Source organism: Giesbergeria sp. (assembly GCF_028686475.1).
Lineage (GTDB): Bacteria > Pseudomonadota > Gammaproteobacteria > Burkholderiales > Burkholderiaceae_C > Simplicispira.
Map to the genome: position 1 here is coordinate 54,520 of NZ_JAQUCA010000014.1, position 21,120 is coordinate 75,639.

General features: G+C 57.2%; 22 protein-coding genes, 1 pseudogene and 1 riboswitch. Of the genes and pseudogenes, 12 read left to right on the forward strand and 11 right to left on the reverse strand.

Annotated features, from left to right (window positions below; genetic code table 11):
- Window positions 1–28: 28 nt before the first annotated feature.
- The 3 genes and pseudogenes from PHX60_RS16025 to PHX60_RS10545 all read left to right on the forward strand — a co-directional run bounded on the left by PHX60_RS16025 (window position 29) and on the right by PHX60_RS10545 (window position 3,860).
- The gene (locus PHX60_RS16025; RefSeq protein WP_366144381.1) at window positions 29–2,506 is read left to right on the forward strand and encodes a methyl-accepting chemotaxis protein; all 2,478 of its coding nucleotides are present in this window, start codon (window positions 29–31) and stop codon (window positions 2,504–2,506) included.
- 89 nt (window positions 2,507–2,595) lie between these two features.
- Window positions 2,596–3,010, forward strand: a pseudogene (locus PHX60_RS10540) (chemotaxis protein CheW).
- 16 nt (window positions 3,011–3,026) lie between these two features.
- A complete protein-coding gene (locus tag PHX60_RS10545) occupies window positions 3,027–3,860 on the forward strand; it encodes a protein-glutamate O-methyltransferase CheR (RefSeq protein ID WP_300077235.1) in 834 nt (277 codons plus the stop codon).
- A 77-nt stretch (window positions 3,861–3,937) separates the two neighbouring features.
- Here PHX60_RS10545 and PHX60_RS10550 read toward each other — a convergent pair whose 3' ends face one another.
- Window positions 3,938–4,474, reverse strand: a complete 537-nt coding sequence (locus tag PHX60_RS10550) for a phasin family protein (protein ID WP_300077236.1) — start codon at window positions 4,472–4,474, stop codon at window positions 3,938–3,940.
- 178 nt (window positions 4,475–4,652) lie between these two features.
- Here PHX60_RS10550 and PHX60_RS10555 point away from each other — a divergent pair, with 178 nt between their 5' ends.
- The 3 genes from PHX60_RS10555 (at window position 4,653) to PHX60_RS10565 (ending at window position 7,401) form a co-directional block, all read left to right on the forward strand.
- On the forward strand, window positions 4,653–4,907 hold the full coding sequence (locus PHX60_RS10555; RefSeq protein WP_300077237.1) for a hypothetical protein: 255 nt from the start codon (window positions 4,653–4,655) through the stop codon (window positions 4,905–4,907).
- A 274-nt stretch (window positions 4,908–5,181) separates the two neighbouring features.
- Window positions 5,182–6,654: a methyl-accepting chemotaxis protein gene (locus tag PHX60_RS10560; RefSeq protein ID WP_300077238.1), complete on the forward strand. Its 1,473-nt coding sequence runs from the start codon at window positions 5,182–5,184 to the stop codon at window positions 6,652–6,654.
- 30 nt (window positions 6,655–6,684) lie between these two features.
- Window positions 6,685–7,401 (forward strand): transporter substrate-binding domain-containing protein, encoded by a 717-nt coding sequence (locus PHX60_RS10565; RefSeq protein WP_300077239.1) that lies wholly within the window; start codon window positions 6,685–6,687, stop codon window positions 7,399–7,401.
- A 44-nt stretch (window positions 7,402–7,445) separates the two neighbouring features.
- Here the strand turns inward: PHX60_RS10565 and PHX60_RS10570 are convergent, their stop codons facing one another.
- The 4 genes from PHX60_RS10570 to PHX60_RS10585 form a co-directional block, all read right to left on the reverse strand.
- Window positions 7,446–8,459: an NAD(P)H-dependent glycerol-3-phosphate dehydrogenase gene (locus tag PHX60_RS10570; protein WP_300077240.1), complete on the reverse strand. Its 1,014-nt coding sequence runs from the start codon at window positions 8,457–8,459 to the stop codon at window positions 7,446–7,448.
- Window positions 8,460–8,512: 53 nt separating this feature from the next.
- Complete coding sequence (gene secB, locus PHX60_RS10575; protein WP_300077241.1) at window positions 8,513–8,980, reverse strand: protein-export chaperone SecB; 468 nt, start codon at window positions 8,978–8,980, stop codon at window positions 8,513–8,515.
- A gap of 85 nt (window positions 8,981–9,065) precedes the next feature.
- On the reverse strand, window positions 9,066–9,326 hold the full coding sequence (gene grxC / locus PHX60_RS10580; protein WP_300077242.1) for a glutaredoxin 3: 261 nt from the start codon (window positions 9,324–9,326) through the stop codon (window positions 9,066–9,068).
- Window positions 9,327–9,371: 45 nt separating this feature from the next.
- Window positions 9,372–9,779 carry a rhodanese-like domain-containing protein gene (locus PHX60_RS10585; RefSeq protein ID WP_300077243.1) on the reverse strand — a complete coding sequence of 136 codons (408 nt, stop codon included), beginning with the start codon at window positions 9,777–9,779 and terminating at the stop codon, window positions 9,372–9,374.
- A 72-nt stretch (window positions 9,780–9,851) separates the two neighbouring features.
- Here PHX60_RS10585 and gpmA point away from each other — a divergent pair, with 72 nt between their 5' ends.
- From gpmA to PHX60_RS10610, 5 genes are all read left to right on the forward strand, one after another.
- Window positions 9,852–10,595: a 2,3-diphosphoglycerate-dependent phosphoglycerate mutase gene (gene gpmA / locus PHX60_RS10590; protein ID WP_300077244.1), complete on the forward strand. Its 744-nt coding sequence runs from the start codon at window positions 9,852–9,854 to the stop codon at window positions 10,593–10,595.
- Between the two features lie 129 nt (window positions 10,596–10,724).
- The gene (locus PHX60_RS10595; protein WP_300077245.1) at window positions 10,725–11,795 is read left to right on the forward strand and encodes a transposase; all 1,071 of its coding nucleotides are present in this window, start codon (window positions 10,725–10,727) and stop codon (window positions 11,793–11,795) included.
- A 119-nt stretch (window positions 11,796–11,914) separates the two neighbouring features.
- Window positions 11,915–13,354 carry a S41 family peptidase gene (locus tag PHX60_RS10600; protein WP_300077246.1) on the forward strand — a complete coding sequence of 480 codons (1,440 nt, stop codon included), beginning with the start codon at window positions 11,915–11,917 and terminating at the stop codon, window positions 13,352–13,354.
- On the forward strand, window positions 13,351–14,115 hold the full coding sequence (locus tag PHX60_RS10605; protein WP_300077247.1) for a HesA/MoeB/ThiF family protein: 765 nt from the start codon (window positions 13,351–13,353) through the stop codon (window positions 14,113–14,115). The genes PHX60_RS10600 and PHX60_RS10605 overlap by 4 nt, the downstream gene beginning before the upstream one ends.
- Window positions 14,116–14,182: 67 nt before the next feature.
- Complete coding sequence (locus PHX60_RS10610) at window positions 14,183–15,427, forward strand: HD domain-containing phosphohydrolase (RefSeq protein WP_300077248.1); 1,245 nt, start codon at window positions 14,183–14,185, stop codon at window positions 15,425–15,427.
- A 20-nt stretch (window positions 15,428–15,447) separates the two neighbouring features.
- Here the strand turns inward: PHX60_RS10610 and coaD are convergent, their stop codons facing one another.
- The 3 genes from coaD to PHX60_RS10625 form a co-directional block, all read right to left on the reverse strand.
- Window positions 15,448–15,942, reverse strand: coding sequence for a pantetheine-phosphate adenylyltransferase (gene coaD, locus PHX60_RS10615; RefSeq protein WP_300077249.1), 495 nt, complete (start codon window positions 15,940–15,942; stop codon window positions 15,448–15,450).
- Between the two features lie 23 nt (window positions 15,943–15,965).
- Window positions 15,966–16,655, reverse strand: a complete 690-nt coding sequence (rsmD, locus tag PHX60_RS10620; protein WP_300077250.1) for a 16S rRNA (guanine(966)-N(2))-methyltransferase RsmD — start codon at window positions 16,653–16,655, stop codon at window positions 15,966–15,968.
- A gap of 191 nt (window positions 16,656–16,846) precedes the next feature.
- Window positions 16,847–17,128, reverse strand: coding sequence for a Txe/YoeB family addiction module toxin (locus tag PHX60_RS10625; protein ID WP_300077251.1), 282 nt, complete (start codon window positions 17,126–17,128; stop codon window positions 16,847–16,849).
- 28 nt (window positions 17,129–17,156) lie between these two features.
- On the opposite strand from PHX60_RS10625, the gene PHX60_RS10630 reads away from it, so the two are divergent.
- The gene (locus tag PHX60_RS10630; RefSeq protein WP_300077252.1) at window positions 17,157–17,306 is read left to right on the forward strand and encodes a hypothetical protein; all 150 of its coding nucleotides are present in this window, start codon (window positions 17,157–17,159) and stop codon (window positions 17,304–17,306) included.
- A gap of 49 nt (window positions 17,307–17,355) precedes the next feature.
- Here PHX60_RS10630 and PHX60_RS10635 read toward each other — a convergent pair whose 3' ends face one another.
- The 3 genes from PHX60_RS10635 to argB form a co-directional block, all read right to left on the reverse strand.
- Window positions 17,356–17,838, reverse strand: coding sequence for a hypothetical protein (locus PHX60_RS10635; RefSeq protein ID WP_300077253.1), 483 nt, complete (start codon window positions 17,836–17,838; stop codon window positions 17,356–17,358).
- A gap of 71 nt (window positions 17,839–17,909) precedes the next feature.
- On the reverse strand, window positions 17,910–19,790 hold the full coding sequence (gene thiC, locus PHX60_RS10640) for a phosphomethylpyrimidine synthase ThiC (RefSeq protein WP_300077254.1): 1,881 nt from the start codon (window positions 19,788–19,790) through the stop codon (window positions 17,910–17,912).
- Window positions 19,791–19,864: 74 nt separating this feature from the next.
- A riboswitch (TPP riboswitch) is annotated at window positions 19,865–19,983 on the reverse strand.
- 41 nt (window positions 19,984–20,024) lie between these two features.
- Window positions 20,025–20,927 carry an acetylglutamate kinase gene (gene argB / locus PHX60_RS10645; protein WP_300077255.1) on the reverse strand — a complete coding sequence of 301 codons (903 nt, stop codon included), beginning with the start codon at window positions 20,925–20,927 and terminating at the stop codon, window positions 20,025–20,027.
- Window positions 20,928–21,120 lie beyond the last annotated feature (193 nt).

Consider the following 21,120-nt stretch of genomic DNA (forward strand, 5'->3'; position numbering starts at 1 on the left):
TCATTTCCATCAAGAAAGCAAAATTACCATGTTCGGAAACTTCAAAATCGGAACACGGCTGGGGCTAGGCTTTGCTACCGCCTTGGCTTTGCTGCTGGCCATCGTTGCCTTGGGCATGAACCGCATCAGCACCATCAGCCACGATGTCAATGCCTTGTCGCATCAGCATTTGACCGAAGTGGTGTTGGCCAATCAGATGGTGGACCAAATCAACTTGCACACGCGCACCCTCAATGGAGCCATCATGTACGCCCTGTTGCGTGCGGATACCGACACCCAAAGCCAACTCGAAAAATTGGCCGCCATCAGCGAAAAAATCAGCCAACACTACCAGCAATTAGAGGGCTTGCTCACCCAGCCCAAGGCCGCACAGCAACTGGCCAAAGTGGCCGATGCGCGCAAAACCTACCGCGAAGCCTACAAGCAAGTGATTGTTTTGCTACGCGCCAACAAACCCGAAGAAGCCGCCATCGAAGCCCTAGGCCCTACCTTAGAAGCGCAAAACGCCTATGTGCAAAGCATGGACAATTTGATTGCCTTGGTCACGCAAACCGCGCGTGCTATTGGCAGCCATGCCATGACCGAGTCCCAAGATACCCGCTGGCTGCTGTTGGGCTTAGGAAGTCTGGCCGCACTGCTCAGCCTCTTGTTTGGCGTACTCATTACCCGCAGCATCACCGTGCCTACACGCCAATTGCTGCACAGCGTCGAGCAAATGGCCCAAGGCGACTTTAGCCACCGCATCAGCTTGCAGCGCCAAGACGAAATCGGCCAACTGGCCCACGCGATGCGCGCTTTGCACAGCGCTGTGCATGGCATGAGCGCCGATGCACAACTGTTGGTCAAGGCCGCCGTAGAGGGCAAACTCTCGACGCGCGCCGACGAAAGCCGCCACCAAGGTGATTTCCGCGCCATTGTGCAAGGGGTCAACCAAACCTTGGATGCCGTGATTGGCCCGCTGAATGTAGCCGCCGGGTATGTGCAACGCATCGCCCAAGGCGATATTCCGTCGCGCATCACTGACAACTACCAAGGCGACTTCAATACCCTGAAAAACAACCTCAACACCTGCATTGAGGCCGTGCAGGCGCTGGTGGCCGATGCCAAACTGCTCTCGCAGGCCGCAGTAGAGGGCAAACTGGCCACGCGCGCCGATGCCAGCCGCCACCAAGGTGATTTTGGCAAAATTGTGCAAGGTGTCAACAACACACTGGATGCCGTGATTGGCCCGCTGAACGTGGCCGCCAAGTATGTGGATGCTATTTCACGCGGGGCCATTCCGGCCACCATCACCGACCCCTACCAAGGGGATTTCAACACCATCAAAAACAACCTTAACACCTGCATTGAGGCCATCCATGCCTTGGTGAACGATGCCGCCATACTGGCCGAAGCCGCCGCCCAAGGCCAACTGGCAACCCGTGCCGATGCCCAGCGCCACCAAGGCGATTTCCGCAAAATCGTCCAAGGCATCAACCAAACCCTCGACGGCATTGTGTTGCCCGTCAACGAGGCGGTGGGCGTACTCAAAGAGATGGAACGTGGCAACCTGACGCGCAAAATCAAGGGCAACTACCGGGGCGATTTGGGCGACTTCAAAGACGTGGTCAACAACACCGTGGACAAGCTGTCGCAGGCGATTTTGGAAGTCAACACCACCGCTTCCAATTTGGTTTCGGCCACGGCGCAGGTATCGGCCACTTCGCAATCTTTGGCCCAAGCCTCCAGCGAGCAGGCGGCTTCGGTCGAGCAAACTTCGGCCTCTATCAGCCAGATGGCCGCCTCCATCCAGCAAAACACCGACAACGCCAAAATTGCCGACGGCATGTCGGCCCAAGGCAGCCAGCGCGCCACCGAAGGCGGCCAAGCCGTGACGGAAACCGTGGGCGCAATGCAGCAAATTGCGCGCAAAATTGGCATCGTCAACGACATCGCCTACCAAACCAACCTGCTGGCGCTCAATGCCGCCATCGAGGCCGCACGCGCGGGCGAGCATGGACGTGGCTTTGCCGTGGTAGCCGCCGAGGTACGCAAGCTGGCCGAGCGCAGCCAAGTAGCGGCGCAAGAAATCAGCCAATTGGCCCTCAACAGCGTGGGCATGGCCGAGCGCGCCGGTGCTTTGTTGGACGAAATTGTGCCTGCCACGCAGAAAACCGCCGATTTGGTGCAAGAGATTGCCGCCGCCTCGCAAGAGCAAAGCGTCAGTGCTGGCCAAATCACCGTGGCGATGGGCCAACTGAACCAAATCACCCAACAAAACGCCAGTGCTTCGGAAGAATTGGCCGCCACGGCAGAAGAGATGTCCTCACAGGCCGCCAATTTGCAGGAAGTGATGGCCTTTTTCTCGGTCGAAGGGCAAGAGCGCAGCGGGGGGCGGTGGCACCATGCCGCCGCGCCACAGCCAACGCCACGTTTGCCCAGCCAGGCACTCATGGCCACGGCCCCTGCTTTGGCAGGCAAGCCCTTGGCCGCCCATGCCAACGAAGATGATTTTGTCTCGTTCTAAGCCCACTCCCAAACATGCAAGCCACTGCCTCCGCCGCTGCGCCCGCCGACTTGCCACAACAGTGCCTGACCGTGCAGGTGGGCGAAGAAATGTTCGCCTTGGGCATCGAGGCCATTTGTGAAATTTTGGAATACCGCGACCTCACCACTGTGCCCTTGGTGCCGCCGCTGATTCGGGGTGTCATGAACCTGGGTGATTGATTTGGCGGTGCGTTTGGGGCGTGCGTCCAGCCCCGTCACCGAGCGTAGCTGCATTGTGATTGTCGAGCTGCCCCACAGCAGCCAGCTACCACGTGGCTACAAACTGGGTTTGGTGGTCGATGCCGTCTCGCAAGTGCGCGCTCTGCCTGCCACTGACCAAGTACCACCACCCGAATTTGGTACCCATCTGCGCCAAGACTTTATCCGGACAATGGCCCGGATAGAGGGCCGCTTTATGGCCCTGCTCGATGTAGAGCGCATCTTGTGGCTGCCCGAGCTGGCGCTGAGCAAGCCAGCGTTTTGATGCAGAAGGGCTGCCCATGATTGCCTTGCCCGTTCTACCAGCGCTGGTCACGCGGCTATCGCGCAAAGAGTTTGCTGCTTTTCAGGCGCTGATTTTTCAGATGACCGGCATCAGCCTGTCAGAGGCCAAGCAAAACCTGCTGGTGGGGCGCTTGGCGCGGCGCGTGCAGGCGCTGGGTTGCGAAAATTTTGCCGATTATTTTGCCTACCTGAGCAAGCGCAAAAACGCCGATGAGTTGCAGGCGATGATTAACCTGGTCACCACCAACGAAACCTATTTTTTCCGCGAACCCAAGCATTTTGATTTTTTGCAACGCCAAGCCAAGCGCCACCCACGCAGCGCGGGCATTTTTCGCAGCTGGAGCGCTGCCGCCTCTAGCGGCGAAGAAGCCTACACGATGGCGATGGTGCTGGCCGAGACGCTGGGGCGCCATCCTTGGCAAGTGGTAGGCACCGACATCAGCACCAAAGTGCTGGCCACAGCCCAAGGCGGGCATTATCCCATGACACGCACCGAAGGCATACCGCTGCCATTATTGAAAAAATATTGCCGCAAAGGCATACGCCAACAAGATGGCACCTTGCTAGTGGCACGAGAATTGCGCGAGCGGGTGCAATTTTTGCACGGTAACCTACTGAGTCCACCGCAAGGATTGGGCCAATTTAATGTCATATTTTTACGCAATTTATTGATTTACTTCAACCAAGAAACGCGCAAAAAAGTGATTGCCAATGTATTGCCTTTTCTCAAACCAGACGGCCACCTGATTGTGGGCCATTCTGAATCTCTCAAAGGAATGCACCCGGCTTTGGTGCAAGAATTGCCCAGTATTTACCGGCACTCTCGTTAAAGCCATTCGTCATTGGCCTGTGGCCTGTGGGCGCTGCACTGGCCAAGGGCTGCTTGGCCAGTGAGAAGGGCAGGTGATTAAGCGGCGTTGGGCTGGCTGGCTTGAGCAGCAACGGCCAAGACATTGGCTTGGGCGGCATCGCTGGCTTGGCTTACGACTTGCTGCAAAGCCCCCATCGCTTGGTTGGCCGAGGCCAGGCTGTTTTTCATGCTGGCCGTCAGGGTTTGCGCTGCCATTGGCATATTTTTTAGCACCGTGTTGAGGTTGCCTTGCACTTTGGCCCACTGCGTTTGCACCTCGGCCAAGGGGGTTTGGCTCTGGCTGTTCCATTCTTGGCCCAAGTTGTTGGCAATTTGGTACAACTCTTGGCCATAGTGGCTGGCTTGGTGGGTCAGCGGTTGCACCAATCCGGCTTGCAAGCTGGCCAATTCGTCCAAGCGTTGCACCTTGAGCAGTTGGTTCCAGTGTTGCGTTTGGGCATTCAGAACCGATTGTGCGGTTTGCACATTCAGGCTCAACAGCTGGGCCAAGCCTTCGCTGGTCTTGCGGGTCAGGTGCTGAAACAAGCTGATGGATTCGGTGGCAGCGGCAAACGGGCGTACAGTGTTTGGCATGGTGATGCGTGGGAAGTGACTCAGGGAAACCCACTCTAAGCCCCAAATATGACAAAGCCATGAATGATATACCGCATTTGCTGCACTGCAGCATTTGGTAAAAATGCTGTTAGAATTGTGCAGAAGCACCACCAGGTGCCCGATTGTTCATTAGCACAAAGCATCGCCAGGATTCACAATGATTGCCATCAAAAAAGCGCAAAAAATCATTCAACGAGAAATAGACTCCGCTGCTGCTTCTATTTTTTCTGAACTGGTTTTATCCTTAGAAAAAAACACCAGCTTTGCTTTGCATCGTTTGTATGAGCTGGATTACAAAAATTTTGAAATCGCGGTCGAAGTCATTAAAGAATGGCGCCTAGACCGTTACTATGCCAGCAAAGTCAAATTGCTGGCCAGTGCTTTGTATATCGAAGAACAGCAAAGCCAATAAACGATTTTGCTGGCACACCCAACGGTGTGCTGGTTGGGGGCTGCGCTTGCGGCTCCAGCGCCCGCGTCTAGCGGGCTTTGGTCGTTGCTTTAGCACAAACCAGCAAAAAAGCGCTATACCAGCATGGTATAACCCTGCCTATAGTCAGGTGGTTGCTGGCCCGCAGTGCGCTGGGGCGGTGGTGCTGGCTGTATTTTTCAGACCAACCGATGGCAGCCAGCTTGGCTGTTTTTTATCCCTAGTGACGCAGGCGGAGCGAGACCTTGACATGACAATGACCAGCATCAAACTACGGCTCAATGTTTTATTTGTTGTCATCATTTCAGTGCTTTTGCTGGCATTCAGTGCCTTCAGTTACTTCAGAACCCAAGCCACCCTAGAACGCGATAACGCCCATCAGGTGAAGATGGCACTGGAGCGCTTGTCCACCAACTTGCCCAGTTTGCTCTGGAGTTTTGACAGCACGCAAATCGGCAAAAATTTGCATTCCGAGATGTCGGCCAATTTTGTGACCGGCATCCTCATCCGCAGTGGCGACAAGGTGCTGGCCGGTGTAGCGCGCGGTGCCGATGGGCAAGCGGTAGCGGCCACTGCCGCACCAGCGGCTGATTTTTCGCGCGAGGTCGAACTGTTTTACCAAGAGGATGGCAAAGCCAACCCCGTGGGTAAGGCCACGGTGTATGTCTCCACCGCCGAAATCCGCGATACCCTGAACCATGAGCTGTGGCGTGCTTTGGCACAGGTGCTAATTTTGGACGTGGTGATTGTGATTGCCTTGTCCTCTATTCTCAACTCGATGGTACTCAATCCACTGGCGCATGTCGGCCACGCGCTGCGCGAAATTGCCCAAGGCGATGCCGACCTGACGCGCCGCCTGCCGCGTGCCAGCACCGACGAATTTAACGATGTGGCCGAAGGCTTCAACACCTTTGTCGAGCATTTGCAAAACATCATGCTGCAAATTCGCCAGAGTGTGACCACCATCTCTGAAGCGTCGAGTGAGATTGCCCGTGGCAACCTGGATTTGTCTGCGCGCACCGAGTCACAGGCCAGCTCCTTAGAGCAAACGGCGGCGTCGATGCAAGAAATTACCCACACCGTGCAGCAAAACGCCGAAAGCGCCCAGCAGGCCAACCACATGGTCGGTGCCGCTGCCGAGGTGGCCGCACGCGGCGGCTCAGTGGTTCAAGAGGTGGTGCAGACGATGGGGGCCATCAATGCCTCCTCGCGCAAAATTGTGGACATCATCAGCGTGATTGATGGCATCGCCTTCCAAACCAACATTTTGGCCCTGAATGCTGCGGTAGAAGCCGCACGCGCAGGCGAGCAAGGCCGGGGTTTTGCCGTAGTGGCTTCCGAGGTGCGTAGCTTGGCAGGGCGCTCGGCGGCAGCAGCCAAAGAAATCAAAGCCCTGATTGACGAGTCGGTGACGAATGTGGACATTGGTAGCCGTTTGGTGGACCAAGCCGGGGCCACCATGACCGAGATTGAAGACAGCGTGAGCAAGGTCACGGGCATCATGGCCGAAATCCATGCCGCTACCGATGCCCAAACCTTGGGTATCAGCCAAGTCAACGAAGCCATTCGGCAAATGGACGACAGCACACAGCAAAATGCGGCGCTGGTCGAACAGGCCGCCGCAGCGGCCAGCTCCATGCAAAACCAAGCCACCCAATTGGCGGCAGCCGTGGGGATGTTCAAGCTTTCAGAGGCCACGGCCTCGGGCCGTATGGTGGCCCTGCGCTAGTTTTTTCCACCTTGTTCAAGGAGTTGTTTGATGATGAAACGTCTGCTTTCTACCCTGTGTGTCGCTGCGGGCCTGATGGCCAGTGCCTCGGTCAGCGCACAAACCGCCCAACTGGTTTATAACGAAAACGCGGTCGGGCAAACCATTGCTGGCAAGCTCATCACCGATATTTACAAAAAGGCGGGCATGAGTGCCACCGCCGTGCCGGTGCCGGGGGTGCGCGCCAATGCAATGGCGTTGTCGGGCGAAAAAGATGGCGAGGCCGGGCGCATCGGGGCTTATTACCTCAAAAACCCCACTTTGATTAAAGTCGAGCCGTCGCATTACTACCTGTCCTCGTCCGCCTTTGCCAAAAAAGACAAGGGTATCGTCATCAAATCGAAAGAGGATTTGAAGAAGTACAAAGTGGGTATTGTGCGCGGCATTGCCCACGGCGAAGCGGCCACCGAAGGGATGCAAGGGGTGCAGTTGGCGGCCTCGTATGAGCAGCTTTACAAGATGCTGGATGGCGACCGGATTGATGTGGTGGTGGACGAAGGCATCAGCGGCCCAATTTTGCTGAAAAAATTGGGCATGAGCAACACCATCGGCCATGTGGGCGAGATTGCGCGCTTAGATTTGTACCATTCGCTCAACCCAAGCAAAAAAGACTGGGCACCTAAAATTTCAGCCACCATCAAGGCCATGAAAGACTCGGGCGAGCTAGACAAACTGGTCAAGCGCTACGAAGAAGAAGCCATGAAATAAGCCGCCCCCAGCGCACAGCAGCCACACTAGGCGGCTGTGCTTTTTTAAGCGCTTTCTTCTTTAGGATGGCGTTCCATCAAAATCGAGACGGCATCCAAAGGCCGCAACTGTCCATCCAACAGGGCCACTACGCCCTCGCTGATGGGCATTTCTAGTCCCAGCTGGCGCGCACGTTGCACCACGGTGCGCGCGCTATAAACGCCCTCGGCCACATGGCCTAAAGAATCTACCGCCTGTTGCAGCGTTTGCCCCTGTGCCAACAACTGGCCTACGCGGCGGTTGCGCGATAAATCGCCCGTGGCCGTCAGCACCAAATCCCCTAAGCCCGACAAGCCCATAAAGGTTTCGGCTTTGGCCCCCAAAGCCAAGCCCAAGCGCGTCATTTCGGCCAGCCCACGGGTGATGAGGGCGGCACGGGCGTTTAAACCCAACGCCAAGCCATCGCACAGGCCGGTGGCAATGGCCAATACATTTTTTACGGCACCGCCTACTTCTACGCCGACAAGGTCTTCGTTGGCATAAACGCGCAGACTGGGACTGTGCAAGGCTTGCACCAAGGCTTCGCGCACGCTGGCATGTTCACTCGCGGCCACCAAGGCGGTGGGTTGGCCGCGCGCCACTTCTTGGGCAAAGCTGGGGCCACTGAGCGCACCAGAGCGCAAATGCGGCGCTACTTGGGCGCACACTTCGTGGGCCAGCAGACCAAAGGCATGGGAGCCTGCCGGTGCCGCCTCAAACCCTTTGCACAGCCACGCCACCGGGGCTGGGCAGTCACGCAACAACGTTAAAAATTCGCGCAGGGCAGCGGTGGGTGTGGCCACAATCACCACATCAGCCCGCGCCGCCTGCTGCACCGGCACCGCGCCACTCACCAAGGCCAAACCGGGCGGCAGCAGTCTATCGGGCAGATAGCGTGCATTGCAGCGTGTGGCCTGCATGGCGGCGCACTGCGCGGCATCGCGCGTCCACAGCGTAACGGCATGGCCAGCAGGATGCTGTGCCGCGCTAATCGCCACGGCGGTGCCCCAAGCACCAGCACCAAGGACAAGAATGTTCATCGAAGGCAAAGGGCTACCGCAGCGACTGGGCCGCGCGTAGCCTCAAGGAAAAATTACTGTGGCAGCAGGGTAGAGGGCGCTTGGCCTTCCACTTGGGCTTGCTGTTGTTGCTCGTACATGGCTTGGAAGTTGATTTCGGCCAAATGCACCGGCGGAAAGCCTGCACGGGTAATCAGGTCAGCCACGTTGCCACGCAGGTAGGGATAGACGATTTGCGGGCAGGCAATGCCCATGATGGGGCCCATTTGCTCTTCGGGGATGTTGCGGATTTCAAAAATACCCGCTTGCTTGGCTTCGACCAAAAACACGGTGCGGTCTTTGACCTTGGTCTGCACCGTGGCCGTGACGGCCACTTCAAACATGCCTTCGGCCACGGGGGTGGCTTCTACGCCCAGTTGGATATCCACGGTGGGCTGCTCTTGCTCTAGCAAGATGGCGGGCGAGTTGGGTTGCTCCAACGAAGCATCTTTCAGATAGACGCGCTGAATTTGGAACACCGGGTTTGCAGCTTGATCGGACATGGGAAAAATAGCTTTCTTCAAGGGAGGTAGCGTAAAAAAGCCGCCGGGGATGATGCCACCCCGCAGCGGACACAAGGCAGGCCAATTATGCAGTGCCCAACAGGGGCAGCAGACCACCTTGGCTGTCCAGCGCGATAAGGTCATCGCAACCGCCTACATGGGTGCTGCCGATAAAAATTTGCGGTACGGTGCGCCGCCCGGTAATTTCCATCATCAACTGGCGCGCTGCTGGGTCTTGGTCAATGCGGATTTCTTCAATCTGCGCTACCCCCCGGCTCTTGAGCAGCTGCTTGGCGCGGATGCAGTAGGGGCAGACGGCGGTGGTGTACATTTTCACGGCTTGCATGGGGCTTTTCCTTTCAGGAGGGGGCAAAAACGAGGGCCAAGCGCCTTAGGATTTTTTCTCTACCGGCAAACCGGCTTCTTGCCAGGCTTTTAAGCCCCCAGCCAGCGCTTGGGCATTGCTGTAACCCAATTTTTGCGCCATCATGGCGGCGCGTTGGGCGCGGCTGCCTCGGGCGCACACCAGCACCAGCGGCAGCGCCTTGTTTTTGACTACCGCTGGCAGGCGGCTTTCTAGTTCGGACAGCGGCACATTTTTGGCACCCACCGCGTGGCAAGCGGCATACTCCTCGGCACCACACACATCAATCAACACGCCTTTTTCGCGGTTAATCAGCTGCACGGCGGCAGTGGTGGTCAAGCCACCAGCACCCGCTTGCAGGGCAGGTAGCAGCAACATTGCGCCGGAAACCACGGCCAGCAGCATCAAATACCAGTTCTCGACAATGAAATTCACAATAATCCTTGGGTTGGCAAACAGCGACAATTTTAGAATGTACGGTTTTGACCCGTTACCTCTAGGGAAACCATGCACAAACTCGTTCTGATTCGCCACGGCGAATCCACCTGGAATCTGGAAAACCGCTTTACCGGCTGGACTGATGTTGACCTGACCCCCACCGGCGTTTCACAAGCTATGTCGGCAGGCAAGCTGCTCAAGGCCGAAGGCTACGAGTTTGACCGAGCCTACACCAGCGTACTCAAGCGTGCCATTCATACCCTGTGGTATGCCTTGGACGAAATGGACTGCACTTGGTTGCCGGTGCAAAAAAGCTGGCGCCTCAACGAGCGCCACTATGGCGCTTTGCAGGGCCTGAACAAAGCCGATATGGCGCAGCAGTACGGCGATGAGCAGGTGCTGATTTGGCGCCGCAGTTACGACACCCCACCCCCGGCACTGGAGGCCAATGACCCACGCGGCCAGCGCGAAGAGCGCCGCTATGCCGGTCTGTCGCCCGAGCAAATCCCCCTGACCGAGTGCCTGAAAGACACCGTAGCCCGTGTGCTGCCGTTCTGGAACGATGTCATGGCCCCGGCCATCCAAAGCGGCCAGCGCGTGGTGGTGGCGGCGCATGGCAACTCGATTCGCGCCTTGGTCAAGTATTTGGACAACATCTCCGAGCAAGACATTGTCGGCCTGAACATTCCCAACGGTATCCCGCTGGTTTATGAGCTGGACGAAAACCTCAAGCCGATTCGCAACTACTATCTGGGTGATGCCCAAGCCGCCGCAGCCGCTGCCGCAGCGGTGGCTTCGCAAGGCAAGGCGTAACAAAATCGCTTCGCTTTCACCCAGTGCGCGGGAAGCCTCGGGGTTCAGCCCGAGGTCGACAGCGGGGATGCCGTAGGCATCCTCATGGGGTGTTTGCTACTCTTGGATGTTCAATTGATAATGCACAGCATGGATTGCACCAAAACCTTGCGCCTGCGCATCAAAGACAAGCACGCTCGCGTACTGTCTGCGATGGCGCGTGAGGTCAATCAAGTCTGGAACTTCTGCAACGAAACCAGCCACCGCGCTATCCGTGAGCGCCACCAGGGGCTTTCGGGCTACGACCTGCAAAAGCTCACCAACGGTTTCAGCAAGTGCGATGGCATACACATTGGTTCGCCCACCGTGCAGCAAGTGTGTGAAGACTACGCCAAGGCCCGCAAGCAGTTCAAAAAAGCCAAGTTGCGCTGGAGAGTCTCTAATCCCCAGAGTAGCAAATACAGCCTGGGCTGGATTCCTTTCAAGGCGCGGGCCTTGCAATACAAGGCAGGGCAAGTTGTCTTTGCGGGTCAAAAATTCAGTCTTTGGGATAGCTACGGGCTGGCAGACTATGAATTGCGTGCGGGCTGCTTTAGCCAAGACAACCGGGGGCGCTGGTATCTCAATATCGTAGTCAAGACGCAAGCCAAGCCTACAGCGGCAACGGCCAGTGTGGGCATTGACTTGGGCCTGAAAGACTGCGCTACGGCGTCAAACGGGAAAAAAGAGCATGGCCGCTGGTATCGCCAGCATGAATTGGAACTGGCTAAAGTACAGCGGGCGCACAAAAAGGATCGGGTCAAAGCCGTCCACGCAAAAATTGCCAATCAGCGCAAAGACGCGCTGCATAAATTTAGCACCACGGTGGTGCGAGAAAACGCCGCCATCTTCGTGGGCGACGTGGCCAGTGCAAAACTGGTCAAAACCAAGATGGCCAAAAGCACGCTGGATGCGGGCTGGGCCATGCTCAAGACGATGTTGGAATACAAGAGCCATCAGGCTGGTATCGTCTTTATGGAAGTGAACGAAGCGTACACAACCCAAACTTGCTCGTGCTGCGGGAGCATTCCCGCCAGCAGTCCGAAAGGTAGGGCGGGTTTGCGAATAAGAGAATGGACGTGCAGCGACTGCGGAGCGGAACACGACCGCGATGTGAACGCAGCACGGAACATTCTTGCGGCGGGGCATCGCCGTCCAGCAGTAGGAATCTCCGGGGTTTAGCCCGGAGAGGATGTCAAGGCAAGGCCCTGCATAAAGCATATAAGTAAAGTGCCCGCGCTGGGAACTGGTGCGGGCGCGGCCCCTCCAAGGGAATAATTGAAACGGTAAAGGTGTGTTCTATGGGCCACAAACTCAAAATTGCAGGGTGGGTGTCGATAGGCGTGGTGGCCGGGGCGCTGACCACGGTGTCGTTGCAAACCGTGGCGCGCAGCGCCATGTCACCCCTGCCGCTGGAAGAAATCCAGCAGTTGTCGGCGGTGTTTGGCTTGGTCAAGACCGACTATGTCGAGCCAGTCGATGACAAAAAACTGATTACCGATGCCATCGCGGGCATGGTGGCCAGCTTAGACCCGCATTCGCAGTATTTTGACAAAAAATCGTTTGCCGAATTCCGCGAAGGCACCACGGGCAAGTTTGTCGGCGTGGGCATCGAAATCACGCAAGAAGATGGCTTGATTAAGGTGGTCTCGCCGATTGAAGGCTCGCCCGCCTTCCGTGCCGGTCTCAAAACCAACGATTTGATTACCAAAATTGACGACACCGCCGTCAAAGGCTTGTCACTCAATGATGCCGTGAAGAAAATGCGCGGCCAGCCACGCACCAAAGTCACGCTGATGATTTTGCGTAAAGACGAGGGCCGCACCTTCCCGGTCACCATCGTGCGCGAAGAAATCAAGACCCAATCGGTCAAGGCCAAAATGATGGAGCCGGGTTATGGCTGGATTCGCCTAAGCCAGTTCCAAGAGCGCACGGTGGATGATTTTGTGCGTAAGCTCGAAGAACTCTACAAAGAAGACCCCAAGCTCAAGGGCTTGGTGCTGGACTTGCGTAATGACCCCGGCGGCCTGCTCGATGCAGCGGTGGCGGTTTCGGCAGCGTTTTTGCCTACCGATGTGACGGTAGTCTCTACCAATGGGCAACTGGCCGAAAGCAAGGCCATTTACAAAGCCGCGCCCGAGTTTTACGCGCGCCGGGGCAGTGGCGACCCGCTCAAGCGCCTGCCGGTGGCCCTGAAAACCGTACCTTTGGTGGTGTTGGTCAATGAGGGTTCTGCCTCGGCCAGCGAGATTGTGGCCGGTGCTTTGCAAGACTACAAACGCGCCACCATCATGGGCAGCCAAACCTTTGGCAAAGGCTCGGTGCAAACCGTGCGCCCGCTTGGCCCCGATACCGGTATCAAGCTGACCACCGCGCGCTACTACACCCCCAACGGCAAAGCCATCCAAGCCAAGGGCATCGTGCCCGACATCATGTTGGATGAAACCGCCGAAGGTGATTTATTTGCGGCTTTGCGCGTGCGCGAGTCCGACTTAGAAAAACACCTGGGCAATGGTCAAAATGCCGAGCAAAAAGACGATGCCCGCGAGCAAGCACGCGAAGAAGCACGCAAGCGCCTCGAAGAAGAATCCAAAAAACCTTTGGCCGAGCGCAAACTGCCCGAGTTTGGCTCGGACAAAGACTTCCAACTGAGCCAAGCCATCAACCAGCTCAAGGGCCAGCCGGTGTTGGCCAGCAAAACCCAAAGCGAGCGCAAGGACGAGAAAAAAGCCACACCATGACCGATGAGCAGCTGTTGCGCTATTCGCGCCACATCTTGCTAGATGAATGGGGCATCGAGGGCCAACAGCATCTGTTGCAGGGCCATGCGCTGGTGATTGGTGCGGGTGGCTTGGGTTCGCCCGCCGCGCTGTATTTGGCCTCTGCTGGGGTGGGGCGCATCACCCTGGTCGATGATGATGTGGTCGATTTAACCAATCTGCAACGCCAAATTGCCCACACCACGGCGCGCATCGGCCAGCCCAAGGTGGCCTCTATCGCGCAAGCCCTGCACGACATCAATCCCGAAGTGCAGGTAACTACGTTGCAAACCCGTGCCGATGCCGCTTTGCTGGCCCAACAGGTAGCCAACGCCGATGTGGTGTTGGATTGCAGCGACAACTACGCCACGCGCCATGCCATCAATGCCGCCTGTGTGCGCCAGCAAGTGCCTTTGGTGGCCGGTGCGGCCAGCCGTTGGCAGGGCCAGCTGATGGTGGTCGATGCGCGCCACAAGGCGGCCCCTTGCTATGCCTGCCTGTTTGCCCCCGATGAGCAGTTTGCCGATTTGCGTTGCGCCACAATGGGCGTGCTGGCCCCCTTGGTCGGCATCATCGGAGCGATGCAGGCGGCCGAAGCCCTGAAAATTTTGTCTGGGGTGGGCGCTTCGTTGCTGGGGCAGTTGTTCATGCTCGATGCCCAAACCATGCAAACGCGCAGTTTGGCCATACCACGCAACCCCGAATGTGAAGTTTGCGCCACAAACCACGGCTTGTTACCTTAAAACCCCAGTCAAGGTCGTAAACGATGGTAGGCTTAACTCTCTGGACGCAGAGAAGGAAAAAGCCTGTATGCCCGTTTCAACCCGTGTACTGATTGCCGAAGACAGCAAGGTGCAAGCCGACATGCTGTGCAACTTGCTGGTCGATGCGGGCTATCAAGTCAGGGTGGCGCACGATGGTGCCCAAGCCTTGCAAATGGCGCGTGAGCAGCCCCCCGATTTGTTGCTCAGTGATGTCACCATGCCCATCATGGATGGCTTTGAGCTGTGCCGCCACATTCGCCAAGATGCTGCTTTGCGCTCTTTGCCGGTGATTTTGCTCACCGCCATGACCGGGGTCAAAGACATCATTTGTGGCCTGAATGCCGGAGCCGACAATTACCTGACCAAACCGTTTGACAACGCCATGCTGCTGGCGCGGGTGCAAGATGCGCTGTACCGCCCTAGCCAAGCCTTCCGCGAGGAAAAACTGGCTTTAGAGGCCACCTCGGATGGGCGACGCTTTCAAGTCCATGCGGGGCCACAGCAAATGCTCAATTTGCTGCTTTCTACCTACCACAACGCGCTAGAACAAAACAAGCTGCTGCACGCTACGCAAATCAAACTCACGCAGCTCAATAGCCAATTGCAAGAAGAGGTGGCGCGCCAATCCAAAGCCCTGATTGAGGAAGAACGCAAACTCAGTGCCGAGCGCGAATTGTTGCTCAAACAGCACTCGGCGCACCACGAGCAAATGCACGCCAGCTTGATTGAATCGGTCAGTGCGATTGCCGCCACGATTGAGGTGCGTGACCCCTACACCTCGGGCCACCAGCGGCGCGTAAGCGAGTTGTCGGTACTGATTGGCCAAGAACTGGCCTTGGATGCGTTTGCCTTAGAGGGGCTACGCATTGCGGCCTCGGTGCATGATATTGGCAAAATTCGCATTCCGGCTGAAATTTTGACCAAACCGGGCCGCCTAGACCCGGCAGAGTTTGAGCTAATTAAACTGCACGCCGTGGCCAGTTTTGATATTCTGAAAAACATCCAATTTCCGTGGCCGATTGCCAAGATTGTGATGCAGCACCATGAGCGGCTAGATGGTTCGGGTTATCCGCATGGCCTGAAAAACGGCCAAATTTTGCCCGAAGCGATGATTATTGCCGTGGCCGATGTGGTCGAATCTATGGCCACGGCACGGCCTTATCGTAAATCTTTGGGCATCCAAGCAGCCATCCAAGAAATTGAACGCGGCAAGGGCAGTAAATTTACTGCTGAGGTGGTGGATGCGTTTATCCGCGTCCACGAGCAGCAACGCTGGTCGCCCGAGAGCTAAAATCGGCGCAGGCTTGGTTTTTAGGCCGCTGGGCGCAATTTTTCGCTCAAGCGCTGTTGTACCCCGGCTGAAACAAACTGGGCCGTGTCGCCGCGCAGCATGGCAATCTCGCGTACCAAGGTGCTGCTGATGTGTTGGTATGGGGTGCTGGGGGTTAAAAAAACGCTTTCAATCTCGGGGCGCAGCGCGCGGTTCATGCCCGCCAACTGAAACTCATAATCAAAATCGGTGCCCGAGCGCAGACCGCGCACCATCACCTGTGCGCCTCGGGCGGCGGCAAATTCGGTTACCAGTCCTTCAAATGGTTCTACTTGGACGTGGGGATAGTTTTGCATGGCTTGGCGCACCATGTCGAGGCGTTCCTCCAGCGTGAACAGGGTTTTTTTGTGGTGCGCGATGGCTACCGCCACGGTAATGCGACCAAACATGCGTGCTGCACGGTGCAGCATATCTTCGTGGCCCAAAGTCATCGGGTCAAAAGTGCCGGGGTAAATCGCCAGAATATCGTTGGCCATGAAAAGTTGTCTCCTGTGGGGGGTTAGGCTTGCGGGTGCAGTACCAGCAAATGGGCATGAACCGCCCCAGCTTTGAGGTGCCGGTGTAGCGCCAAGCCCAGCGGTGTGAGGGCAGCAGCATCCCAAGCCGTGGGGGCTTCGAGGTAAATATAGCCTTGTGGCTTGAGTGCCTGCACTGCCGCTTGCAGTGCAGGCAAGAATAAAGCGCTGTCAAACGGGGGGTCTAACAACACCAAATCCAAGCTGGCGGCGGGGCATTGGCGCAGTTGCGCGATGCCATCGCCTCGGCGCAGTTGTACGCTGCTCGCTTGTAGGCGCTGGCACAGATTTTGCAGTTGCGCCACCAAAGCGGCATCTTGCTCTACCAATTGCACTTGGGTAGCCCCGCGTGAGGCGGCTTCTAAACCGAGTGCGCCGGTGCCTGCAAAGGCATCCAAACAGTGCCAGCCGGTTAAATCTTGGCCTAGCCAGTTGAACAGGGTTTCGCGCACCCGGTCGGGCGTGGGGCGCAAACCGGGTTTATGGGCTACGGGCAGGCGAGTGCGTCGCCACTGGCCGCCAATGATGCGGATTTCTCCAGCCCCTGCCGGGGTAGCTGCTGCTGGCTTGGGCGCTTGAGCGGGTTTGGCCGATACAGCGGCGCTAACGCGGTCTGCGCTAGGAGCGCGCAAGGCCGCTTGCATTTGGGCGGGAGTGAGGCGGTGGCGGCTCATAGTGAAGGGGCAATCTGCTGGTCGTTTAACTGGTGGGAGCCTGCATTGTCTCTGAATTGGCATGCAGGTGCAGCGCCGCAAAAAGAAGTGAAGTCTTGGGCAAAGGAACTTGATCCAGAGTTAGCCAACCTCTTGGTTTTACCGGCACCTGATGCCTGAATAACGCGGTTCTCTGCTGCCCACAGTCACCGCTACTGGTAGTGGTAACGGCAAGCGACAATGACCAGTGCTGCATTTTCAGCGCAGTAAACCAGCCGGTGGCTATCGTCTATGCGGCGCGACCAAAAGCCAGAAAGGTTGGCCTTGAGTGGCTCAGGCTTGCCAATGCCTTCAAAAGGATGGCGCACGGCATCTTTGATCAGAGCGTGGATACGCTTGAGCGTTTTCTTGTCTTGCCCTTGCCAGTATTCGTAATCTTCCCAAGCGACTTGTGTCCAAGTCAGCCGGGACAAGTTTTGCTCATTCAACGACATCGACCAAGCTACGTTGCATGGTTTGGCCTTGGCGGTAGAAGAGGTGGCGCGCCAACTGAGCCAAGTAGCAGCGCTGGTGGTGCAAAACCGCGAAGATGTGCAAGGCGCTTGGGCGGCATCGCAGCAGTTGGAGCAAGCCGCCAAAGAGTTGGATGAGTTGGTTAAATACTTTGATTGAAACTGTAGTGCCGTATAACGATGCACCGCTTTTGCGGCACTACCTTGCATCAGCGCAAATAAACAATCCGACTGACGGTACCATCAGTGAAGTGGTACACGATTAAAAAGCCAGGATCTGAGGCCAAGGCACTGTTTGCACCACACCAATAAACACCAAGATCACTATCCAGCACATCGCAAGCAAAACTTTGACGGAAAACAAGATCCATTATCTCCCCGGTAAAAAGCTCATCTAAAGACTCAGGTTGACCACACGAAACCCCACCCGGATACGGGGCGCGATCGCAGGTAATCAGGTAACTGACGGTATTGCTAGGCAGAGATGCGGGCGTTTGCGCTGCTTGTGCCACCCCAGTGAAAAAGCACGCCACCACCACCCAGAGTAGCAAATACCGGGTAACGCATCGCAGGCGTTCGTCAAAATGAATGAAATGTAACATCGCTATAGCTCCCATAATTTTTTGGCTGAAGACCATTGAGCTGCGTAAAAATGACGCAGCCACGTCAGCCGTGAGGGCTGACGGGAACATGATGCAAGATGTTACCAGCACAATACTTGATAAAAATCAAGCATTCAACAAGCAGTGTGTGCTTTATTAGCTTATTTTGCTGGGTAAATGGGCACGTACAAGCTGCCACCCCCCTGCTGAAACTCCTCGGCTTTGGCGTGCAGCCCTTCTTCCAGCGCTTTGGCTTCGGCCAAGCCTTTGGCGGCGGCAAAGTCGCGCACTTCCTGTGTGATTTTCATCGAGCAAAACTTGGGGCCGCACATGGAACAGAAATGGGCTACCTTGGCCGAATCCTTGGGCAGGGTTTCATCGTGGTATTCCTGCGCCGTTTCGGGGTCTAGGCCCAAGTTGAATTGGTCTTGCCAGCGGAAGTCAAAACGCGCTTGGCTCAGCGCGTCGTCGCGGGCGCGCGCACCGGGGTGGCCCTTGGCTACATCGGCAGCGTGGGCGGCAATTTTGTAGGCAATGATGCCTTGCTTGACGTCATCGCGGTCGGGCAGGCCCAAATGCTCCTTGGGTGTGACGTAGCACAGCATGGCCGTGCCCATCCAGCCAATCATGGCCGCACCAATCGCGCTGGCAATATGGTCGTAGCCGGGGGCAATGTCGATGGTCAGCGGGCCGAGAGTGTAGAACGGGGCTTCGTGGCAGTGCTTGAGCTGCTCAGTCATGTTGGCCTGAATCATGTGCATGGGTACATGGCCGGGGCCTTCAATCATGGTTTGCACATCGTGCTTCCAAGCAATTTGTGTCAGTTCACCCAAGGTGTGCAACTCGGCAAATTGGGCTTCGTCGTTGGCATCCGAGGCACAGCCAGGGCGCAAGCCATCGCCCAAGCTAAAGGCCACATCGTAGGCCTTCATGATGTCGCAGATGTCTTCAAAATGCTGGTACAAGAAGCTCTCGCGGTGGTGCGCCATGCACCACTTGGCCATGATGGAGCCTCCACGCGACACAATGCCGGTGCGGCGGTTGGCCGTCAGGTGGATATGGCCCAAACGGATACCCGCGTGGATGGTGAAATAGTCCACGCCCTGCTCAGCTTGCTCGACCAGCGTGTCGCGGAAAATCTCCCACGTCAGGTCTTCGGCAATGCCGCCGACTTTCTCTAAGGCTTGGTAAATTGGCACGGTGCCAATCGGTACCGGGCTGTTACGCACAATCCAATCGCGCGTGGTGTGGATGGCCTTGCCGGTGGACAAATCCATCACATTGTCAGCCCCCCAGCGAATCGCCCAGACCAGCTTCTCGACTTCTTCTTCGATGCTGGAGGTGACGGCAGAGTTGCCGATGTTGGCATTAATTTTGACCAAGAAGTTGCGCCCAATCGCCATCGGCTCCACTTCGGGGTGGTTGATGTTGGCGGGGATGATGGCGCGGCCACGGGCCACTTCATCGCGCACAAATTCTGGGGTGATGATTTTGGGGATGCTCGCCCCCAGCGGGTTGCCCATCAGACGCTGTTCGCGCGCTGCATCTTGTTGGTACTGGGCCATCCATTCACGTTTGCCGTTTTCACGGATGGCAACATATTCCATCTCGGGCGTGATAATGCCTTTCTTGGCATAGTGCATTTGCGTCACGTTGGAGCCACTTTTGGCGCGCAGAGGCTGGCGTTGCAGGGCGGCGGCTTCGGCACGCAAGGCAGCTAAGCGGGCCGCATCGTCATTTTTTTGCCCGTCGTCCAAAGCCACGGGGGGGCGGCCTTGGTAGCGCTCCACATCGCCCCGGCCTTCAATCCAAGCACCGCGCACGCTGGCCAAGCCTTGGCGCACGTCAATGCTGGCGGTGGGGTCGGTGTAGGGGCCAGAGGTGTCATAGACGCTTACCACTTCGCCATTGGTGAGGGCAATATCGCGCACCGGCACGCGCAAGTCGGGGTGCAATTGGCCGGGGATATAGGATTTGGTCGAAGCAGGAAAGGGGGCGCGTGTCAGGGCCAGCAAATCGGCAAATTTTTCGGGGGCATTCATGGGTAGTCTCCGGGGCAGTGGCAAGGTTGCGCTCCGGAGTGGATGTTGCCGGGCCGCCCACCGCAAACGTGCAGGCGCAGACCATCCGCTCTTCTTCCGCCGGTATCAACCGGATCAAGTTCGTCGGGTTCGGGGGCTGAGCCTGTGGCAGGCCGCCCCCATCTCAGTGCAGCGCACACCCCGGAGCAGCTGCGAGTATAGGCCGCTCTGGCTTGCGCTGCTGCGGGCAGTGTTTTATTGCGCCCGAATCATGGTGCCGTGGGCTTGGCCGCTCAGCACCTCCAATAGCATGGCGTGGGGCGCGCGGCCATCAATGATGTGGACGGCATTCACACCGGCCTTGGCTGCATCGAGCGCTCCGGCAATTTTGGGCAGCATCCCACCGCTGATGGTGCCATCGGCCACCAGTGCGTCGATGCGTTGCGGCGTGAGTTCGGTCAAAAGTTGGCCTTGTTTGTCTAGCACGCCGGGGATGTTGCTCAACATGAGTAACTTTTCTGCTTGCAGCGCCACGGCCAAACCAGCGGCCACCACATCGGCATTGATGTTGTAGCTTTCATTCTCGGGGCCAAAACCCACCGGACTGACCACCGGAATCAAGCCTGCACCTTGCAGCGTTTGGATGATGCGGGTGTCGATGGCGGTGATGTCGCCCACTTGGCCGACATCGTGCGTGAGGTTGGGGTTGTTTTGGTCCACCAAGCGCAGTTTTTGGGCGCGAATCAAGCCACCATCACGCCCAGTCAGGCCGACAGCACGGCCACCAGCTTGCTGGATTCGGCCCACGATATCGGCTTGTACCTCGCCAGCCAACACCCATTGCACTACCTGCATGGTTTCGGCATCGGTCACGCGCATTCCTTGGATAAACTGGCCTTGTTTGCCCACGCGCTGGAGCGCGGCTTCAATTTGCGGGCCGCCACCATGCACCACTACCGGCTGAATGCCTGCCAATTGCAACAGCACAATGTCTTCAGCAAAAGCTTGTTGCAAGGCGGGGTCGGTCATGGCGTTGCCGCCGTATTTGACCACCATCGTTTTACCGCGAAATTGGCGCAGTGCGGGCAACATCTGGGCCAGCAGCTGGGCGTGGTCACGCGCGGTGATGGGGGAAGGGGTGGCGGTGGTATCGGTCATGGCAGCCTTTTCTCAAAAGAAGAACAGAGGCCAAATTGTGCCGCAGCCTGCAACACAGTTTAATGTTCATCAGGTTGCGCGTGAAACCTCGGCATTCATGCCGGGGAGGTAGAGCGCGGAACGCATCGCGTTCCTTGCTTTGGGCCGGTACCTGCTCACATCCATTCAATAGCCCGGTTGACAGAAATTAGTG

Bases quoted from the DNA above. Each gene is read 5' to 3' on its own strand.
- PHX60_RS16025 (WP_366144381.1), top strand. From the start codon at position 29: ATGTTCGGAAACTTCAAAATCGGAACACGGCTGGGGCTAGGCTTTGCT.
- PHX60_RS10545 (WP_300077235.1), top strand. From the start codon at position 3,027: ATGATTGCCTTGCCCGTTCTACCAGCGCTGGTCACGCGGCTATCGCGC.
- PHX60_RS10550 (WP_300077236.1), bottom strand. From the start codon at position 4,474: ATGCCAAACACTGTACGCCCGTTTGCCGCTGCCACCGAATCCATCAGC.
- PHX60_RS10555 (WP_300077237.1), top strand. From the start codon at position 4,653: ATGATTGCCATCAAAAAAGCGCAAAAAATCATTCAACGAGAAATAGAC.
- PHX60_RS10560 (WP_300077238.1), top strand. From the start codon at position 5,182: ATGACCAGCATCAAACTACGGCTCAATGTTTTATTTGTTGTCATCATT.
- PHX60_RS10565 (WP_300077239.1), top strand. From the start codon at position 6,685: ATGATGAAACGTCTGCTTTCTACCCTGTGTGTCGCTGCGGGCCTGATG.
- PHX60_RS10570 (WP_300077240.1), bottom strand. From the start codon at position 8,459: ATGAACATTCTTGTCCTTGGTGCTGGTGCTTGGGGCACCGCCGTGGCG.
- secB (WP_300077241.1), bottom strand. From the start codon at position 8,980: ATGTCCGATCAAGCTGCAAACCCGGTGTTCCAAATTCAGCGCGTCTAT.
- grxC (WP_300077242.1), bottom strand. From the start codon at position 9,326: ATGCAAGCCGTGAAAATGTACACCACCGCCGTCTGCCCCTACTGCATC.
- gpmA (WP_300077244.1), top strand. From the start codon at position 9,852: ATGCACAAACTCGTTCTGATTCGCCACGGCGAATCCACCTGGAATCTG.
- PHX60_RS10595 (WP_300077245.1), top strand. From the start codon at position 10,725: ATGGATTGCACCAAAACCTTGCGCCTGCGCATCAAAGACAAGCACGCT.
- PHX60_RS10600 (WP_300077246.1), top strand. From the start codon at position 11,915: ATGGGCCACAAACTCAAAATTGCAGGGTGGGTGTCGATAGGCGTGGTG.
- PHX60_RS10605 (WP_300077247.1), top strand. From the start codon at position 13,351: ATGACCGATGAGCAGCTGTTGCGCTATTCGCGCCACATCTTGCTAGAT.
- PHX60_RS10610 (WP_300077248.1), top strand. From the start codon at position 14,183: ATGCCCGTTTCAACCCGTGTACTGATTGCCGAAGACAGCAAGGTGCAA.
- coaD (WP_300077249.1), bottom strand. From the start codon at position 15,942: ATGGCCAACGATATTCTGGCGATTTACCCCGGCACTTTTGACCCGATG.
- rsmD (WP_300077250.1), bottom strand. From the start codon at position 16,655: ATGAGCCGCCACCGCCTCACTCCCGCCCAAATGCAAGCGGCCTTGCGC.
- PHX60_RS10625 (WP_300077251.1), bottom strand. From the start codon at position 17,128: ATGTCGTTGAATGAGCAAAACTTGTCCCGGCTGACTTGGACACAAGTC.
- PHX60_RS10635 (WP_300077253.1), bottom strand. From the start codon at position 17,838: ATGTTCCCGTCAGCCCTCACGGCTGACGTGGCTGCGTCATTTTTACGC.
- thiC (WP_300077254.1), bottom strand. From the start codon at position 19,790: ATGAATGCCCCCGAAAAATTTGCCGATTTGCTGGCCCTGACACGCGCC.
- argB (WP_300077255.1), bottom strand. From the start codon at position 20,927: ATGACCGATACCACCGCCACCCCTTCCCCCATCACCGCGCGTGACCAC.